At 50.0% G+C, this 18,261-nt stretch carries 18 protein-coding genes; 2 read left to right on the top strand and 16 right to left on the bottom strand.

Annotated elements, in window-relative coordinates; all coding sequences use genetic code 11:
- Positions 1-9 precede the first annotated feature (9 nt).
- The 11 genes from yhbY to ABRS97_RS20415 all read right to left on the bottom strand — a co-directional run bounded on the left by yhbY (position 10) and on the right by ABRS97_RS20415 (position 10,525).
- A complete protein-coding gene (gene yhbY / locus ABRS97_RS20465) occupies positions 10-303 on the bottom strand; it encodes a ribosome assembly RNA-binding protein YhbY (RefSeq protein WP_367817042.1) in 294 nt (97 codons plus the stop codon).
- A 16-nt stretch (positions 304-319) separates the two neighbouring features.
- Positions 320-1,180 (bottom strand): shikimate dehydrogenase, encoded by an 861-nt coding sequence (aroE, locus tag ABRS97_RS20460; protein WP_367817041.1) that lies wholly within the window; start codon positions 1,178-1,180, stop codon positions 320-322.
- A 13-nt stretch (positions 1,181-1,193) separates the two neighbouring features.
- On the bottom strand, positions 1,194-2,309 hold the full coding sequence (gene yqeH / locus ABRS97_RS20455; RefSeq protein WP_367817039.1) for a ribosome biogenesis GTPase YqeH: 1,116 nt from the start codon (positions 2,307-2,309) through the stop codon (positions 1,194-1,196).
- Between the two features lie 15 nt (positions 2,310-2,324).
- The gene (locus tag ABRS97_RS20450; RefSeq protein ID WP_367817037.1) at positions 2,325-2,819 is read right to left on the bottom strand and encodes a YqeG family HAD IIIA-type phosphatase; all 495 of its coding nucleotides are present in this window, start codon (positions 2,817-2,819) and stop codon (positions 2,325-2,327) included.
- A gap of 213 nt (positions 2,820-3,032) precedes the next feature.
- Positions 3,033-5,261, bottom strand: a complete 2,229-nt coding sequence (locus ABRS97_RS20445) for a DUF4129 domain-containing transglutaminase family protein (protein WP_367817035.1) — start codon at positions 5,259-5,261, stop codon at positions 3,033-3,035.
- A complete protein-coding gene (locus tag ABRS97_RS20440; RefSeq protein WP_367817034.1) occupies positions 5,254-6,498 on the bottom strand; it encodes a DUF58 domain-containing protein in 1,245 nt (414 codons plus the stop codon). The genes ABRS97_RS20445 and ABRS97_RS20440 overlap by 8 nt, the downstream gene beginning before the upstream one ends.
- Before the next feature lie 47 nt (positions 6,499-6,545).
- Positions 6,546-7,505, bottom strand: coding sequence for an AAA family ATPase (locus ABRS97_RS20435; protein ID WP_367817032.1), 960 nt, complete (start codon positions 7,503-7,505; stop codon positions 6,546-6,548).
- A gap of 260 nt (positions 7,506-7,765) precedes the next feature.
- Positions 7,766-8,116: a stage V sporulation protein AE gene (gene spoVAE / locus ABRS97_RS20430; RefSeq protein WP_367817030.1), complete on the bottom strand. Its 351-nt coding sequence runs from the start codon at positions 8,114-8,116 to the stop codon at positions 7,766-7,768.
- A complete protein-coding gene (gene spoVAD / locus ABRS97_RS20425; RefSeq protein ID WP_367817221.1) occupies positions 8,113-9,132 on the bottom strand; it encodes a stage V sporulation protein AD in 1,020 nt (339 codons plus the stop codon). The genes spoVAE and spoVAD overlap by 4 nt, the downstream gene beginning before the upstream one ends.
- Positions 9,133-9,136: 4 nt before the next feature.
- Positions 9,137-9,610 (bottom strand): stage V sporulation protein AC, encoded by a 474-nt coding sequence (spoVAC, locus tag ABRS97_RS20420; RefSeq protein WP_367817028.1) that lies wholly within the window; start codon positions 9,608-9,610, stop codon positions 9,137-9,139.
- A gap of 15 nt (positions 9,611-9,625) precedes the next feature.
- Positions 9,626-10,525: a DUF421 domain-containing protein gene (locus ABRS97_RS20415; RefSeq protein ID WP_483312482.1), complete on the bottom strand. Its 900-nt coding sequence runs from the start codon at positions 10,523-10,525 to the stop codon at positions 9,626-9,628.
- A gap of 176 nt (positions 10,526-10,701) precedes the next feature.
- Between ABRS97_RS20415 and ABRS97_RS20410 the strand changes: the two genes are divergently transcribed.
- Entirely contained in the window at positions 10,702-10,908 is a 207-nt protein-coding gene (locus ABRS97_RS20410) for a DUF1657 domain-containing protein (protein WP_367817220.1), read from the top strand.
- Between the two features lie 168 nt (positions 10,909-11,076).
- Here ABRS97_RS20410 and ABRS97_RS20405 read toward each other — a convergent pair whose 3' ends face one another.
- Together ABRS97_RS20405 and ABRS97_RS20400 are read right to left on the bottom strand one after the other, a co-directional pair.
- Positions 11,077-11,217 carry an N-acetylmuramoyl-L-alanine amidase gene (locus ABRS97_RS20405; protein ID WP_367817024.1) on the bottom strand — a complete coding sequence of 47 codons (141 nt, stop codon included), beginning with the start codon at positions 11,215-11,217 and terminating at the stop codon, positions 11,077-11,079.
- 206 nt (positions 11,218-11,423) lie between these two features.
- Positions 11,424-11,861 (bottom strand): MarR family winged helix-turn-helix transcriptional regulator, encoded by a 438-nt coding sequence (locus ABRS97_RS20400; protein WP_367817022.1) that lies wholly within the window; start codon positions 11,859-11,861, stop codon positions 11,424-11,426.
- Between the two features lie 148 nt (positions 11,862-12,009).
- Between ABRS97_RS20400 and ABRS97_RS20395 the strand changes: the two genes are divergently transcribed.
- Entirely contained in the window at positions 12,010-12,567 is a 558-nt protein-coding gene (locus ABRS97_RS20395) for a nitroreductase family protein (RefSeq protein ID WP_367817020.1), read from the top strand.
- Positions 12,568-13,093: 526 nt separating this feature from the next.
- On the opposite strand, the gene ABRS97_RS20390 is transcribed toward ABRS97_RS20395, so the two are convergent.
- The 3 genes from ABRS97_RS20390 to ABRS97_RS20380 form a co-directional block, all read right to left on the bottom strand.
- Positions 13,094-13,822, bottom strand: a complete 729-nt coding sequence (locus tag ABRS97_RS20390; RefSeq protein ID WP_367817019.1) for a DUF6081 family protein — start codon at positions 13,820-13,822, stop codon at positions 13,094-13,096.
- Between the two features lie 32 nt (positions 13,823-13,854).
- A complete protein-coding gene (locus ABRS97_RS20385; RefSeq protein WP_367817017.1) occupies positions 13,855-14,772 on the bottom strand; it encodes a prenyltransferase in 918 nt (305 codons plus the stop codon).
- 1,431 nt (positions 14,773-16,203) lie between these two features.
- Positions 16,204-18,231, bottom strand: coding sequence for a beta-galactosidase (locus tag ABRS97_RS20380; RefSeq protein ID WP_367817218.1), 2,028 nt, complete (start codon positions 18,229-18,231; stop codon positions 16,204-16,206).
- Positions 18,232-18,261 lie beyond the last annotated feature (30 nt).

Raw genomic sequence — 18,261 nt, 5'->3', positions numbered from 1 at the left:
TCCACCTCTTTAACGCGGCAGTTCGATTTTTTTATTATCGCGTGACTCTTTGTACAGGACGACGATTTTACCAATGACTTGCACGAGCTCAGCGCCCGACTTCTCCGATAGCTCAGCGCCCACTTCATTTCGGTCTTCCCCGCTATTATTGAGTACCGTAATTTTAAGTAACTCTCGAACTTCAATTGCTTCTTGAATATGGCGAATCAAATGATCGTTGACGCCGCCTTTTCCAACTTGGAAAATCGGATCTAAATGATGCGCGAGTGAGCGCAAATAACGTTTCTGCTTACCTGTTAACATGGATGTCCCTCTATTCTTATTCAGCTAACGACTGTTCTACCACTTGTCTCATCGCCGCAACGGGCGCAGCGGTGCCAGTCCAATATTCAAATGCAAAGGCGCCTTGATAAATAAACATGCCAAGCCCACCGTGAATGCGCGCGCCTTTCAGCTCAGCTTCCCGAAGAAATCGCGTAATACGCGGATTATAGATTAAATCGCTAACCAAATGGCGCTCGCTCAGAGAATCGATCGGCATCGGCAGCTCGTCTACATTGGGATGCATGCCTGCTGAGGTTGTATTCACAACCAATACAGCCTCGTGTACGGCACGATCGATCTCATCCAGGCCAATACCTTCAGTTCGCGTAAATGAGCTGATCGCATCGGCAAGTTCTAAGGCCCGCTCTTTAGTGCGGTTGGCGATATAAATGCATGCCGCTCCCTCTTTGGCGAGCGCATAAGCAACGCCTCTTGCAGCGCCACCGGCGCCAAGCAGGAGTACGGTTTTCCCCTGAAGCTCAATGCCTGTTTCTTCCTTCAACGATCGCACATAGCCGATTCCGTCCGTATTGTAGCCTTTCAGTCGGCCATTATCATTCACAATCGTATTTACAGCCCCGATGACCTGCGCGCCTTCATCGATTTCATCAAGGTACTGCATGACTTCCACTTTGTGCGGTATTGTCACATTCACGCCACGGTAGCCCAGAGCGCGAATGCCGCGAATCGCATCCCCAAGCTCTAACGGGCTAACGTGAAAGGCTGCGTAAGCTGCGTTCAAGCCCGTCTCCTGGAAAGCCCGATTCAGCATGATCGGCGAACGCGAATGCCGAATCGGATCTCCGAATACCCCATATAAAATCGTATGGCTGTCTAACGTCCGGTTGTTCTCCATGCGAAGATTCCCCCTATATTAGCGACTCACGCGCGATAACCTTAATTCCCTTCGGTGCGTGAACAGCAAGATCAGCTCCTGCTTCACTATTTACTTTGATCCAGCCAAGCCCTGAAATCAGCACATCCAGCTTCTTCCCTTTCGGAATATGAATGGGGTGCTTAACCAGCTTAGGAAGCTCATCCAAGTCGGCTAGCCGAGGTGGAGCAAGCATTTCCCCCTTATGCCCTTCATATAATTCATCCGCCTTCTCCAGCTTTGTGCGGTGAATTTGAATGGCATTTGACGTATAGCATGTAAAGGATTGATGTTCACCTCTAATAAAATCAAAACGGGCCATCGCCCCAAAGAACAGCGACTGGCTCTCGTTCAATTGAAAGACCATTGGCTTGAGCGGCTTATCCGGCATAATTTGCGACAAATCACGCTTCGTCACCACTTCAGTCAAGCGATGCGCATAGACAATCCCTGGCGTATCTACAATAAAACAACCGTCGTCCAGCGGTATTTTCACCAGATCGAGCGTCGTCCCCGGATATTGGGAGGTGGTCAGCTCGGCATCCAGATCACTGTAATCGCTGATCAAACGGTTTATGAGTGTTGATTTCCCAACATTCGTTGCGCCTACCACGTAGACATCATGTTTGCCGCGATACTCAGCAATAGCTGAAATCACGCGCTCAAAACCCATGTTCTTCTTCGCACTGCACAGCACGATGTCTACCACACGAAGATTTTGCTCCTTTGCCCGGCGCTGAACCCAATTAATGATTTTATTCGGATTCGTCACCTTGGGCAGCAAATCAATTTTGTTAACAACCAGCAGAATGGGATTATTCCCGACAAATCGGGCCAAGCTGGAGATCATGCTGCCTTCTAAATCAAAGATATCAACAATATTGACAACCAATGCCTTTGTATGGCCTACATGGCCTAACAGTTTAAGGAAATCGTCCTGTTTCAGCGTAATGCTCGATGACTCGTTATAATGCTTAATACGGTAACAGCGTTGGCAGATTACCGGCTCCTTCTGGACAGCTCCTGCAGGCACATAGCCAAGCTTGCCCGAATCTTCCGTCTGCAGCACGATGCCGCAACCGGCACAGTGCGTAGCTTCGTTTTTACTCATGAATCCTCCTAAGCGTTATTTCTTCATCATGGATAAGGCCAATTTTTCAATGCGGCGATTGATTTTCGTAAAAAAGCCTTCGTCCCGGATTGAAATCGGCTGAACCAGAATCGTATAGAGTCCCATTCGATTGCCGCCTAGGACATCCGTCAGCATTTGATCGCCAATGACGGCCGTTTGCCGTGCGTTCGTTCCAAGCAATTGCATCGCCTTGTGAAAGGAGACATTCGTTGGCTTCTTGGCACGATAAATAAACGGTATGCTGAGTGGCTCTGCGAAGGTGGAGACTCGTCCACGATGATTATTCGATACAATCACAACCTTGAACCCTAATTGCTGTACGCGTTTCAGCCACTCTATCAGCTCTGGCGTCGCATGCGGGTCGCGCGCGCCAACGAGCGTATTATCCAGATCTGTAATGATGCCACGAACGCCGAAACTCCATAAATGGTCGACATCGATATCATAAATCGTGTGCACGGACTGTCTGGGCACGAGCTTTTTCAGCAAACCAATTCCCTCCACCTGATTCCTCGACATATAGATGAAACTATACCATAGTGACCCTTTTGTTGCAAAAAGAAAAGAACATATTTTCCCACGGGATGCGGCTAATTCCCCATCACTCCTATCACTTATCCGGAAGGGGAAGCCTGCTTAGCGTGGATTATTTTCTCCTCTTATAGGGAAAACCACCCCCTTCGTGGCGAGTGGCTTCTGTCCCTATTTCATTTGTTCTTTTAGTTTGATTACAGATTGGGTTACCTGCAAGTAGTCTTGCTCCGTGGAGTTTGCCTGGCTGTACTTCGCGCGTTCGAAGAGCAGCAGAACCGTGTCCAGCTCCTGTTTCATCCATTTGCTTTGTTTCGACCATCGCGCCGTAGCTTCGCGCATCGTTTCATGCTCAAATCGTATGAAGCCTTTTCGTCTGCTGATACGAAGCAGCTTTTCAAATTCAATAATAATCTTCTGGTTAAAATTAATCGCATGCGCATGCTTCCGGCGTGTTCGCCAAACTTTCCAAGTGTTGCTTCTACGAAGGAACACTACTGCGACAACCAGAATGACAAGCGCGACTAGAACAAACGCCAGCCATAACCAGAAAATAGCCTTCCCTCCACCCGTTTCAGTGGTGCCCGCCGGGATATTCGTTTCCGCGGACAGGTCAATCGGATCCGCCTTCACTTCAGGAAATACTTTGGGAAGCGTAAATCCCGATGTCGGTTCGAAGGGAATCCAGCCATAGCCATCAAAATAAACTTCCACCCAAGAATGGGCATCTGAATTTCTAACCGTATAGGTGCCGGCTGCATCTGGATCGATGTCTGGGCCGAATTGACTCAAAGCGCCGTAATCCCTGAGATAATCAGGAATCGGAGTCGTGCCAGACGAGTAGCCTTTAACCCAGCGGGCCGGAAGCCCAATGCTTCGCGCGAGCACAGTCATCGACGTAGAGTAGTAATCGCAGTAGCCTTGCTTAACTTCAAACAAGAAGCGATCTACGAAATCTTTGCTCTTTCCCTTGCTTTCATCCGGCGTATTCGTGTAGGGGAAGTGCTCCTTCAAATATCTCTCAATAAGCCTCGCCTGATCATAGGGATTCGTTCCCGTCTTCGTGATTTCGACTGCTAGCTGCTTGACTCGCTCAGGAAGCTCAGCTGGGAGTTGCAAATATTCATTCCATTCTGGACGCTGCGCATAGTCTGACGTCACTTGTCGAAGCCCCGGTTCATCGAGGATCGGTTCCTGCGTTGTAATTTTATAGTCTTTGGGATAATTGCCTTTGTCTGCGAAACGAAGCTCAGATTGACGTGAAGACCACTTCAACTGCTGAAAGGGGTTTTCTCCCTTATTCATCTCTTCAACCTTTTGAATCGCAAAGCCTCCAAACAGGACAGGGAAAACTTCATCTCTGTTCATGGTCACGCTCTGCGTGACCTCTTTCGTGGTCAATAGCGATACATTCCATCGTTCATCAACCGCAAGCGGATTACTGCCCACGCCAGTAAACGTAAGCTTCTTCTCGGCAGCGCTTAGCTCCCAGCCCTTTCCATTATACAAGGAACGAGTCTCGCCTCTGAAGTAGGTTCGTTTACTCGTATCTACTGTCATAACTGGCGTATAGTCGTACCGGAATCCGCCGCCCAATTTACTGTCATCCCGGCTGTAACCAGAGGACGCGTCCATGGTTGAGGCGGAAGTGCTAATGCCCTTGCCCAACATAGGAACAGACTCGCCGTGGCTTATTTTCCAAGCGGTATAAGGATCTGTTAGAATCGGACTCATCGTCGGTGAAATCGCGCCAACACATAAGGTCGCTGCAATAATAAGCACAATTGGCACTCCAATGGAAGCTGGATATTCAATAATGGTTTCCCAGATGACTGGCGCCCGCTGCTTTAAATTTGTAAAATGGCGCAAAATGAGAAGCGTAAACCCGCAGAAAAGCACAATCGCCACTTGCTGCCAAAGAAAAACAACACTAAATGAATCCCGGACGGCAAAAAATAAAACACTTATCAAAATCATCACAAAAATGCGGAATTTGGTTTGTACAGCCCACATTGCGAATTCATAAATGAGCCATGCCGATAAGCTAAACCAGATGAATGGACCCATTTGTCCGGCGTTGATTACGAACCACGTCAGGATATCTTTCCAGGACTTCAGCTTAATGGCGAGGAAATGATAGTCCAGCGCGAAAGCATGCATCGCCACGATAACAACCAATTGAACCAGAAGCCGCCACACCTGTGGCAAACGCGGTACCATATAAGCCAGAATACTGATGCATAATGTCCCGCTGACTAGTGCAGACGTTACCGGCAGCCAAAGACCATCTTCTTTTTGAATCCAGAACACGAATTGAAAGAGGAACAGGCCGGTTATTATGGCCGTCAATCGCCTAGGCCAGTCACTCAGAATAGCTCTAACCCAAATGGAGTTATGCATATCGCTTCACCCCTCCCAACAAGTTGGAGAGTTCGTTCAGCTGCCTGACTTCATAGCCTGTGTAGCCTTGCGCGCGCATGATCTTGATCCAGTCCTCTTGTCCGTTTGCGGGGTTTGCCGTTTGCGCTTTGACTGCTCCGGAAGCCGCGCCATGAATCCAAATATGGCAAGGATTCATATGTAGATGCTCAAGGTGGTTCAGCGCCTGCATCATCACGGATCCCTTTTGCGGAGAAATGAGAACAAAGAAGCTGCCTGCCGGCATTTGGCGGGATTTCTCTTTCACGGTATGAATTAAGGGATGAGTCCCGTCCGCTTCGACGCCTACCAGGTGGCTCATGATTTGTTTGTGATGATTCTGGCTCATCTTAGCTTCCAAATAGGTGGCATCCTTGCCGATAGACAACAGCCCTAACGCAAGCTCGCGACTTGAGGCGTATCGAAACAACGAAGCGGCCACCGACACGGCGAGTTCAAACTCCGCCGCATCCCGATAAGCCCGGGCGGTTCGATCCAACATGATGATCGTCTTCGGTAAGGATTCCCTCTCAAACTCTTTAGATTTCCACGTGCCCGTTTTCGCTGTCGCATTCCAATGAATGCGCGACAAGCGATCTCCATAGATGTACTCCCGAACGCCGTTGATTTGCGTTGTTTCCCGGTGTACGCGCGTTGTTGCGGAGTGGTGCTGGATGCCTTTTAACATCTGATGAAATTGAACCCATTCCCGAATCGGCACGGTTTGCGGATAGACGGTCACCTGGTCCTGCAGCTCTAAACGGCCTTTATGCTGGAAAAAGCCAAAAACATCCTCCGTCAAGCACTCGATCGTGCCAAATCGATATAATCCGCGCCGTAATGGCGGCGTGCTGTAAACAAGCTCACCTCTTCGTTTCCAGTCCGGAACCAAAGACCCCTCGAAGACCGACTCTTCCCCGTTCTGGCGGATAAGTCTATCTCTGATCATGACGTAAGGAATCGGCCAAAATCCTGGTATTTGCACCTGAACGCCAATCTGAAGGGACTGTCCTGCTTCAATTGCAGCATCCTGCTGAGCATTCGGAAGCCGGCGTACCCCCTGCGTGTTTTTGACTCCGCTCCAATTGCCCAATATCAGATAGACAGATAGAACCGTTATGATGATAAACAGCATGGAAGCCAGTTTCCCCCCTTGAAACAGGAGGAAAAACAAGCTTCCGATCAAACAGGAAACAAGCAGCCATAAAGCTCCCGACATACGGGGACGCTCCCCAAATCGCTTCAAGAAAAGACGCTTCATGCGGCTCACTTCTCCAATCGCACCGGCACACGCACCTGCTCGAAAATGGATCCCAGAACAGAGGCGACGGTTGTTCCATCCATCCGGGCTTCAGAATGCAGGATCATTCTGTGTCCGAGAACGTAAGGCGCCAAATATTTTATATCGTCAGGGATGACATAATCCCTTCCGTTCAGGAAGGCATACGCTTTGGAGGCAAGTACGAGCGATAAAGTCGCCCGCGGGCTGGCTCCAAGGAAAACGCCTTTGTGTTCCCGAGTCTTTCTTGATATCGTCACGAGATATTCAGCCACAGCATCGTCCATATGCACATTGCGAACGGCTTCCCGTATCACGAGCACATGCCCCGTCTCCATGACAGTCTGGAGATGCTCAATCGGATGTGACTTGCTTTGCGACACGATCATCATCTTCTCGGCCGCTTCATTCGGATACCCCAGACTGAGCTTGATCATGAATCGATCTAACTGCGCCTCCGGCAGGACATAAGTTCCTTCAAAATCAATCGGATTCTGCGTCGCCAGCATCATGAATGGATTGGGCAGTTCGTACAAATCCCCGTCCACGGTAATATGCTGCTCCTCCATAGCTTCTAACAGCGCAGATTGCGTCTTGGTTGTAGCCCGGTTTATTTCATCAACAAGGAGAATGTTGGTCATAATCGGACCGGAACGGAATAAGAACTTTTCTTCTTTAGGATGATATATGGAAACACCTGTAATATCGGAAGGCAATAAGTCCGGATTACACTGGATGCGGCGGAATTGTCCGTCAATCGAGCGAGCTAAGGCTTTAATTAAAACCGTTTTGCCCGTTCCTGGCACATCCTCGAGCAATACATGACCGCCGGCCAGCATCGCGGTGATCAACAATTCGATCTCTACGCTTTTGCCGAGAATGCATGTTTCTAAATTGGCTTTGAGTCTAGCTAGAACTTCTACGTGATGCCCAGTGGCAGTTTCCATGTCTGATCCTCCTTATCGTGAGAAAGCGCTTGCTTTTTATAACCTGAATTCACGGGTGTTAGCCAATATTCTTTAGAAAATATAGGTAATCCAGTGTAAATCTAGTGTACAGGAAAGTTTTTCGTCCGTATACTTGTAATTTCTCTAAATTTCTTTGTTAAATATAACCATTTTGCTTCTTACGAAGGTATAGACGCAGGACAAGCCCCTTCGGTTTCATCCGAAGAGGCTTGTCTTTCCTATTTTTTAAAGCTGCTCGTTCAGCCTTTGGGCTTAACCAGAATGGCCGCAATAAAAGAAAAAATAATCGCCGCAGAGACGCCAGCGCTCGTTACTTTAAAAATACCGGTAATGATCCCAATATAGCCATCTTTGTGCAACTCCTCTAGAGCGCCGTGTACGAGCGCATTGCCGAAGCTTGTGATCGGCACCGTTGCTCCTGCACCTGCAAATTCGATGAACGGATCATAGAGGTTGCATCCGTCCGCGATGGCGCCCAACACGACAAGGGTGCTCATCGTATGCGCCGGGGTGAGCTTGCCAACATCCATCAGCAGCTGACCAAATACACAAATTGCGCCTCCAATCACAAATGCCCAAAAAAAACTCATGCGTACAGCCCTCCAGACTCTATTGAAACGGCGTGTGCAATACAGGGAATGCTCTCTCCTTGTTGAAAAGAGAGCGGCGACAGCAGCGCTCCGGTTGCTACGACAAGGATTCGTTTCAGCTCGCCTTTCTTGATCCGCTTAAGCAGATGCGCGTAAGTCACTGTCGCCGAGCAGGCGCAGCCGCTCCCTCCGGCTTGCACAGCCTGTTTGTCTACATCATAGATGATTAATCCGCAATCGTCGTAAGTCGTCTGCTCGATAGGAAAATGGTGCTTCTTGAACAGTTCATTCGCAATATTATGCCCTACAGTGGCCAGATCGCCGGTCACGATCAGGTCGTAATAACCGGGCTCTCTGCCCAGATCACGACAGTGAGCCTGAATCGTATCAACGGCAGCCGGGGCCATCGCGGCTCCCATATTGAACGGATCCTTAATGCCCATATCGACGATCCGGCCAATCGTAGCCGAGGTGACGACAGGGCCGTCCCCCTTTTTGCCCAGCACGGCGACGCCGGCGCCGGTCACGGTATACTGCGCCGTCGGCGGCTTCTGCGAGCCGTACTCCGTCGGATACCGGAACTGCTTCTCCGCTGTGCAGTTGTGGCTGCAGGTCCCCGCCATCACGTAGTTGGCGGCGCCTGAGTCCAGCAGCTGCGCAGCTACCGCCAGCCCTTCCATTGACGTCGAGCAGGCGCCAAATATGCCGAGATACGGCATGTTCAGCGTCCGCGCAGCGAACGTATTGGAGATGATCTGATTCATCAGATCACCCCCGACGTAGAACTGGATCTGCCCGCCAGTCAAACCGGCGTTGTCAAGCGCACGCTGCGCCGCCTCTTCGAGCAGCGCCTTCTCAGCTTTCTCCCACGTTTTCTGGCCTACCGTCAGATCGCCGTGAACGATATCAAAATCATCACCGATGGGACCCAGTCCCTCATCAGGTCCAACGACCGTTCCCGTGGCAAGAATGACCGGCCGATTTTCGAAAATCCAGCTTTGATGCCCCTTCAGCATGATCTCATCTCCCTCCCATAAAGATAAGATGCACAATGCCCACGAAGAAAGCTGCGACTGTCCCGAACACAATGACGGAACCTGCGAGCTTGAACATATTCCCGCCAATGCCAAGCACCCATCCTTCGGCGCGATGTTCGATAGCGGCTGAGCATAGCGAGTTGGCGAAGCCGGTAACGGGAACGCCAGTCCCCGCTCCTGCCCACTGCGCAATTTTATCGTAGATGCCAAAGCTGGTTAACACGACAGAAATAAAAATCAACACAGCAACCGTCGGATTGCCTGCCGTTTTTTCTGTAAAGCCAAACCATTTAATAAACATCTGCATCAGACATTCGCCGATCAAGCAAATAAAGCCGCCAACTATAAATGCACGAATACAGTTTTGCAAAACAGGTCGCTTCGGCTCTTTTTCCTTGGCCAGCTTTTGATATTCCTGCTGCGTCATCGTCATATTTTTCTTTTTGTTGTTGGCCATACGTTCCCTCCTGCTCTACATTCTTAGAATCGTGCTCATTTGCTGAATGACCTTTTGCATCTGCTCCGAGCAATCGCTATACATTTGTTTGGCCCCGGGATGTCGGGTGGTAAGCGAGAATAGCTCTAAATCCGCTTCACATTTCTTTAAGGTGGCGAGAAGCATTGGCTTTTGCGTCGGTTCCGGCACTTTGAGCTTGTCGTCATACAGATCTACTGTTAAATCCCCATGTGTATCCACTTGGGCGAGGAACACATTTTCTTTCGTTACCCCGATCTTCTCCAGTTCTGCCCGGAGCCACCCCCGTCCTTTGCCAGCAGCAGCGAGCGGCTCGTCCTGAATAACGCCGTCCATAATGACGGCTTGCGCTGGCTTGTCCGCTACAAGCTTCATGCCGATATGTTTGGGCGTCAACGGCTGGTATTCGCTCTTAAGCAGGACACTCAAATCCCCGCTAGCCTCCAGCATCGCAAACTCTACATCCGCTACCCGGAATACGCTTTTGGTGCGGAGCTGCTCAAGCAGTTCGTCAGCGGTGTACCGTTCTTTTTTCAAATTGTCTTCCAGTATTTTGCCGTCTTTTATCATAACGGTCCCTTTACCTTCGAACCAGATCCGCAGCGTTTTGCTTTTGAGCGTCAATATTTCCAGAATATAGGGGACAAAGCACCAAACAAGGATAGCAATGATCCCATGTCCAAAGTGACTCTCCACATCCGTCGAAATGTTACCAGCTAAATCACCGAGCGTGATGCCTATGACATATTCAAAAAAAGTAAGTTGGGATATTTGTTTTTTCCCCAGAATCCTTGTTAATACAAATAAAAAAATGAGCGTGGTCAATGCTCTGATTACAATATGCAGCCAATCCGGCACAACTTTTCCTCCCTTGCCTTTTGCTCCAGTCAAAATCATTATGCGCTGATTAAAGAGCAACTATCATCATTTCAGGAAGGATTTATTTTCCAATTATGGAGATCACCAATACGGGCATATTAATGAGCGCAATTGTTTTTTGCTGAACATAGAACGCAGTTATGTTGCTACGTTAATGTGTCTGGCAGAACCAACTAACGAAGGAGGTGATTATCCTGACTGTAGCTGCACAAGTGAAAACGACGCTGGCCTCCCTTAAAAGCGCTCAAGCGAGCTTAGAAACTTTTGCATTAAGCACACAGAACCAAGAAGCAAAACAGCTTTTTGAAACTGCCGCCAAATCGACGCAAGACATCGTCGATCAAGTTTCCTCCCGCGTTTCACAATTAGAATCCGAAGAGCCTCAATACAAAGGCTTCTAAGGCCATTATTCACAAACAGCCTGCTGCGGTGGTTCATTCGCAGCAGGCTGTTATTTTAAAAGATTAGCGCCAGAATCAAACTCAATAATATAAACAAAATCAAGACAAGCAGCACATACGTCTCTTTTGGCATCAAAGCCGCCCCTCATTCCTGGAGTTTATCCATCATCAAGAAAGCGGTTGTCCGGAAGCTTTCCGCAACTCGTTCGCCAGCCGGTGAAATTCCGCTCTTGCTTCGTCATCCTGTGTAGCATTATAAGCAGCGGATAGAAATTCGATTATTGTGTTTGCATCCTGAACACTTAGCATGGGGTTCATCTCCTCTGGATTATTTCATGGATATACTTGATTGTATTCACCCATAGGCAAGAGCGTGCAAATCGGAATTGCTTTACGATTTCATAAGTTCACATTGCCTGTACATTTGAAAATAGCATTTCTCTTCGACTGATAACAAAAATGAAGGCCTCGTGCAAATAAAAAAACCAGTCTCAGGATGAGGACTGGTTTTAGCTTTACAGGTGAGCTTTTATTTTGACGAAAAGCTCTGACAATGTCGTCTGCTCTTCCGATGTGAGCGATTGTGTAATGCGCTGGACGAAGCACTCGCAGTGTTGCGGAAAATTTTCCATCAACTGGTGCGCCTTCTCTGTGGGAGAAATGATAAAACTTCTGCGGTCGCAAGGATCGAGCTTGCGCTCGATGTAGCTTTTCTGCTCTAGGCTATCCAGCAGCCTGGTTAGCGTGCTCAGGGAAACAGCGGGTAATTCATGCGCGATTTCTTTCACGACAATAGCCCCCCGCAGCCGAAGAATGTATAACACGTTGAATTCGTGTCGGGATAGCTCCGCGCTGCACGCAAAACTGTACTGATACTGCTGTAAGGATTGCCCCATATGAAGGAGAAATTCTCTGATGATTTCTGCTTGTTGTTGTTCCGTTCGCAGCGGCATAAGGACAGCCCTTTCGTACCCTTGTTTGAATTCAAATTACTAGATGTTGTTTGATAAGTCAATGGGGTCGGGCAGAAAGTTCATATTCTGCGCCCTATATGATAGAATACGAGAATCAAAGCGTATAGAAGAAAGGGTTGTTGTCGATATGCAGGCAATCGAACTATTGAAGCAGCGCAGAGCAGTGAGAAACTATGAAGGGCGCGAGATTGAAGACAGCAAAATTGCATTGCTGCTTGAAGCCGCAACTTGGGCTCCGAATGACCGTCTGCGGGAGCCTTGGCACTTTTATGTCATTCGCGGCGAAGCCAAATCCAAGTACGAGCTATTAGCCAAGCAATTTCTCGAAGAACGTTTCCCAACGAAGCCACATTTGGTGAAAGAATCACTGCTTGTGTTAGAAAACACGCCCCTCGTTATCGTGGTTACTGCCGATCTCATTCCCGGCGACGAAGCCTCTTCCGAAGATAATGAGTATGCGGCTGCCTGTGCCATTCATTCCATGTGGCTTGCCGCGCAGGAGCTTGGTCTCGGGCTTGTTTGGCGAACGCGCGGCATTGGCCTCGTGCGGGATGAACGGCTGCATCAATTCCTCGGCTCCCCCGAAAATAAAAAAGTAGTCGGAACCGTCTTTATCGGATATCCATCTTCTGAAACGCCTACGACGACACGAACTTCCTATGAACAGAAGACGACTTATCTATAGATGATTCTACGATGAGAAAGAATCTTCATAACCACGATCATGTCCCGCCGCGTGAACAAGCGAGCTGTAAGCGCCTTTTGGGACCTTTCAGCGGTCCCAAACATGCGAGACTAGCCTGTAGCGCCCCTAAAGGGCGTTAGAGGCTTGTTCACCCGCTGGCAGCTCGGGACAAGCGAGCTGTAAGCGCCTTTTGGGACCTTTCGGCGGTCCCAAACATGCGAGCCCTAGCCCGTAGCGCCCCTAAAGGGCGTTACGGGCTTGTTCACCCGCTGGCAGCTCGGGACAAGCGAGCTGTAAGCGCCTTTTGGGACCTTTCGGCGGTCCCAAACATGCGAGCCCTAGCCCGTAGCGCCCCTAAAGGGCGTTACGGGCTTGTTCACCCGCTGGCAGCTCGGGACAAGCGAGCTGTAAGCGCCTTTTGGGACCTTTCGGCCGGTCCCAAACATGCGAGCCCTAGCCTGTAGCGCCCCAAATGGGCGTTACGGGCTTGTTCACCCGCTGGCAGCTCGGGACAAGCGAGCTGAGTTTACTCGTTGATCGTCACGGTAACCGGCGACCATTCGCCAATTATCGTTTGGCCGTGAAGCGAGACGCTGCCTTGAGGTGTTAGATCCTTTTCGGTCATGAGCCCCAGCGCAACCGTAAAACGGTTGAACTTAATCGGCACATCCTTTTCCCTGCGGACTTCTTGTCCATTGAGATAGAAGACGACTTCGTCGTTTCCGCGGTGATACGTAATTTTGTACGTATTGAACTCGCGCGGGATAAAGTTTGTTTCTTCTTTAAAAATACAAAAAAACCGCGTTTTATCCGTTTCCGGCACTTGTACGCCTGGGAACGGCAGGACCGCATAGACGCTTGCGTACTTATCGTTGCCGGCAAAAAAGTCCAGCGCCGCGCCAGTCGTGAAATCAAGCAAATTTAGCGATACAAATCCGTCATATAAATCGTTCGGCGCTGTGTTTTGGGTGCGTGCGCGGATTTGCAGTTCGAAGCTGATTTCGCCTGTTTGCGGCACATCGATTTCTTGAGCCGAATAGTACATATGCTTGGCATTGTCCAGAAACTGAATATGATCGTTTTTACGGCTTAGCGGAGCGCGAGCATACAGGATACCATTGCGTACAATAACAACCGCATTCGGTTCGCGGAACTCCCAGAATGTCCCGTCCGGCAGCGGGAAGCCACCAATTTTCCATACTTCGCCTTCGGATAATATCGTGTGAAAATCACCAATCGTTATTTGCTTTTCCATAAATGGGATCCTCGCTTTGTCTGAATTATTGGTTAAATGAAGGCTTTCAACAGTAAAGCCAATATCATAATGATACCACTGCGCGTCGTCGCTTTCACAGATGCGCCCATTAGCGGCAAATAAGCGTGAGAAACATTCTCGGCTTTCAAACTTCCATATACGCGCAACAAGGGCAGGACGGGTATAAGTGCAAGAAGTCCATAATAAGGAAAGATGTTTAGAACGGCGCATCCTATTAGAGCAAGACAAGCTATCGCTAGCAGAAATTTGGAAAAACGTAACGCCTTCTTTTCACCCCAGACCACAACCAAGGTGCGTTTGCCTGAAATTTGGTCAGCTTGCCAGTGCAAAAAATGGTGATTAAATAAAATTAATGTGGTCAGCAGCCCAATTGGAAGCGAGAGCAACAGCAGACGGACATCGAAATGCATCGTTTGTACGTAATAGCTTCCCATCGTAGGCAAAATGCCAAAAGACGCCAAAATCGCAACCTCGCTGAAACCTTTCCCGCGATAGCCGAACTTAATTGGCGGAGCCACATAAAAATAGGCAATTAGTGCGCCTATCGCGCCAAGAAGCAGCACCCACCAGCCGCTTGTAACGCTTAAAATAATACCACAAATGAGAGCTACTCCGAAAAGTGCCCAAGTCAGGTTGCTAAACGTGCGCTCAGCCAACGTCCCATTTGCCAGAAAGCCCGAATTCGTCGAAATGGTAGCCGTTGTTTCTTTGGCAGCCGTATCAATCCCGTTACGAAAATCCCATAAATCGTTAATCATGTTTGAAAACAAATGTGTAGCAATCGCCCCAATCAATGTAAGCAGAAAAAGCACCGGATGAAAGGTTTGATTCCACACTAGCGCGCCCAATCCGCCCAAAATAACCGGAATGATCATCACAGGAACAACCCTAAATCTGGATGCCTTCATAAATAGTGCAAATGCATTCATGCCTAACATTTCCTTCCATATAAAATAAAAATAATGATGAGCTATGTTCCCCATACTATAACATCCCTAGTCCTTGTTCAAGTAAGTTTCTATTACCAAAATAAATAGACAGACCCCTGTCTCTTGTAAGACTTGAGCCTGCCTATATAGAGGAAACAGCTAGCGAAGGTAAAGCGCCAGAGGCATGATTTGCTGCTCTTTGATGCATGCCGCTACGAGCTTCGCCACTGCGACGCCGCCCCGTTCCTGGAAATGAGTGTTGTCTTCTACTCCCTTGGGGAAATACTGAAATTCGCCCGGCAGCGTCGACATGAACAAGGATTTTGTTTTGCGCCTTGCTCCCGTAACGACCTAAAAGGGCGTTACGGGTCGATTTTTCCGCCTCCGGCGCGGCATCCGCTTCCGTAAAGGCCCTTTTGGGCCATTCGACCACTGTAGCGCGGCGCTTTGATCCCGTAACGACCATTTTGGGCGTTACGGGTCGATTTTTCCGCCGCCGGCGCGGCACCCGCTTCCGTAAAGGCCTTTTTGGGCCTTTCGGCCGCGGTAGCGCGGCGCTTTGCTCCCGTAACGCCCAAAAAGGGCGTTACGGATCGGTTTTTCCACCTCCGGCGCGGCATCCGCTTCCGTAAAGGCCTTTTGGGGCCTTTCGACCGCGGCAGCGCGGCGCTTTGATCCCGTAACGCCCAAAAAGGGCGTTACGGTTCGGTTTTTCCGCCTTCGGCGCGGCATCCGCTTCCATAAAGGCCTTTTGGGGCCTTTCGACCGCGGCAGCGCGGCGCCTTGCTCCCGTAACGCCCAAAAAGGGCGTTACGGTTCGGTTTTTCCGCCTTCGGCGCGGTATCCGCTTCCGTAAAGGCCTTTTGGGGCCTTTCGACCACGGTAGCGCGGCGCTTTGCTCCCGTAACGCCCAAAAGGGGCGTTACGGTTCGGTTTTTCCGCCTTCGGCGCGGCATCCGCTTCCGTAAAGGCCTTTTGGGGCCTTTCGACCGCGGTAGCGCGGCGCTTTGATCCCGTAACGCCCTTTTAGGGCGTTACGGTTCGATTTTTCCGCCCCCGCCGCGGCATCCGCTTCCATAAAGGCCTTTTGGGGCCTTTCGACCGTGGGCGGCGCGGCGCTTTGATCCCGTAACGACCAAAAAGGGCGTTACGGGTCGATTTTTCTGCCGCCGGCGCGGCATCCGCTTCCGTAAAGGCCCTTTTGGGCCTTTCGACCGCAGCATCGCGGCGCTTTGATCCCGTAACGACCAAAAAGGGCGTTACGGGTCGGTTTTTCCACCGCCGCCGCGGTATCCGCTTCCGTAAAGGCCTTTTCGGGCCTTTCGACCGCGGCGGCGCGGCGCTTTGCTCCCTATTTTCTGGCGTACAGTACTTCCGTTTGCCCGCCCGCACATGAATAACATCTTTCGAGGATAAGTCCGATGTCTGGGGTCATTTCCTGCCGCGTTTTAATACGCGAACGCCGAAAGGCGCAAGTATCAAACTAGACGTTAGCCCGGATTCAGACTCGGACAATAAATCTGTATAAGATCTTTCGTCCAGCGCTATAGCCTGCTCCTTGCTGCTAAAATTCAAAACAAACACATAATCATTGACACCGTCGGTACGCAGTTGGCAAGTCACCTCAGGCGGCAGCTCGTTCCGCAGAGCGCCTTCGACACCCGCTTCTAGCATAACCTGCTTATAGAAGGCACGATTGAAAGACGCTTCTGTGCGAGCCGCAATGTAATATGCTTTTCCTTTACCAAACTGATGAACAGTCACCGCCGGGCGGCCTGCGTAGAAATCATCCCCATAAACCGCGATCGCTTCCGCTCCTTCGGTATGGATCAGGTCGCATAATTCCCTTACTTCATACTCGCCCGAAAGGTTGAGCGCATTCCCCTCATTCCAAACCATCCGATTCACTTCGTGGTCATGCAAGCCATCGATTTCCTCGGACCAGATGCCAAGTGTTTTGCGTAATGGGCCGGGGAAGCCGCCTTGGAAACAAAGGTCGTTCTCGTCCACGATGCCTGACCAGTATGTCGTCACAAAGGTACCTCCAGCAGCAACAAACTTCTCGATTCGTTCTCCGACACCCGGACGGACTAAGTACAGCATTGGCGCAACAATCAGCTTGTATTTGCCGAAATCGCAGTCCATGTCGATCACGTCCGTCGGTACGCCTTGATCCCAGAATGCCCGGTAATGGCTCAGAACCGTTTCCTCGTATTTGATGCCCATATTGCGAGGACCTTGCGAATCCTTGACGGCCCAACGATTCTCCCAGTCGAATAGGATCGCTGTTTCCGCAGGGACCGTTGTGCCCCTTATTTCCGCAAGCTTCTCCAAGGCGCCGCCAAGCTGGGCAACATCTTGAAATACACGAGTATGCTCATGGCCCACATGATCAATAACCGCTCCGTGCAGCTTCTCGCTAGCGCCTCTGCTTTTTCTCCATTGGAAATATTGCACAGAGTCAGAGCCATGCGCGACAGCCTGCATGGAAGCTAACAGGTGCATGCCCGGTTTCTTCAACTTGGAAACTCCCTGCCAGTTCGTCAAGCTGGGGGTGCTTTCCATCAGCAAAAAAGGCTGGCCTCCCTTAAGGGAACGGAAAATATCGTGATTGAGGGAGAACCATGCCGCCAGATTGCTTTGATCTGCGGCGTCATGCCACGTCGGATACGCATCCCACGATACGACATCCAGCACATCGGCGAACTTCCAGTAATTCAGTCCTTCATAGGCATCCATGAGATTCGTTGTCACCGGCAAATCTGGATTTTTAGCCTTTAGCGGCGCAATTTCCTGCGCGCAAAAGTTGACGGTTTGATCGGTTACAAACCGTTTCCAGTCCAGATTCATCGCATGCACAAGATTCTCGCCATGCGGAGCCGGGGATTCGATTTGCGACCAGCTCGTATAAGTGTGGCTCCAAAATGCGGTCCACCACGCCATGTTCAGGGCTTCTAATGTAACATACTTGCGTTTCAACCAGTCGCGGAACGCTTCCTGGCAATAATCGCAATGACATTCGCCGCCATATTCATTGGAAATATGCCAGCCAACAACAGCTGGATGATACGCATATCGATCAGCCAGCTTGCTGTTCATGATTTCCACTTTCTTCCTGTAGGCTGGCGATGTATAGCAATGATTATGACGCGCGCCGAATAAGTTGCGCACACGATTGCTGCCTACCCGCAGCACTTCCGGGTATTGCTCTGCCATCCATGCCGGTCTGGCACCGCTTGGCGTTGCCAGCCAGGCATAGATACCGTTTGCCGCGAACGTGTCAAGCACACGATCCAGCCAGCCGAACGTAAATACGCCCTCCTCAGGCTCAAGAGCCGACCAAGCAAAGATGCCGATTGCCATGACATTGCATTTGGCAAGCTTCATCATGCGTATATCTTCTTCCAGCACCTGCGGATCGTGCTGCCATTGATCAGGGTTGTAGTCTGCACCATGCATAAATACCGGTAATTTCGGGCTTATGGGAGG

The sequence above is a fragment of the Paenibacillus tabacirhizosphaerae genome, from assembly GCF_040812395.1.
Classification (GTDB): domain Bacteria; phylum Bacillota; class Bacilli; order Paenibacillales; family NBRC-103111; genus Paenibacillus_E.
This window is presented reverse-complemented; position numbering and strand designations above follow the sequence as displayed.